General features: G+C 45.0%; 1 protein-coding gene. It reads left to right on the forward strand.

The window, feature by feature from the left end:
* Positions 1-218, forward strand: a 218-nt coding sequence (locus UF06_RS18955) for a DapH/DapD/GlmU-related protein (protein WP_045571821.1), incomplete at its 5' end; no start/stop codon positions are given.
* Between the last annotated feature and the right edge of the window lie 209 nt (positions 219-427).

Genomic DNA, 427 nt, shown 5'->3' on the forward strand with positions numbered 1-427 from the left:
GGGAAACGTTTTGTAAACCCATCACGATTGAAGATGATGTGTGGATTGGCGGTAACTCCGTCATTAACCAAGGTGTGACGATAGGTGCTCGTTCAGTCATTGCGGCTAATTCAGTCGTTAACCATGATGTGCCGCCAGATTGTCTATACGGAGGCACACCAGCGAAGTTGATTCGTCGTCTCAACGAAGAAGAGAAAGAATCGATAGTGATGGCATGATGACTCGTTTTACAGGCGTATGAGAATCATGCCATCAGAAAGGGATAATTCGTCAAGGAGTCTAAGATGTCGAACAAGACAGAAGTCCTCATGTGCCCGACATGTGGGGTAGAAACGCATCATTTCGTGGTGTTAGTTAGAAAGAAAAGTGGCTATGAAGGCGATAAAAATCGCAACAAGAAAGAGTTCATCGCTGGCTTTCTCAAAAG

The sequence above is a fragment of the Vibrio sp. S234-5 genome (genome assembly GCF_000960595.1).
Classification (GTDB): Bacteria; Pseudomonadota; Gammaproteobacteria; order Enterobacterales; family Vibrionaceae; genus Vibrio.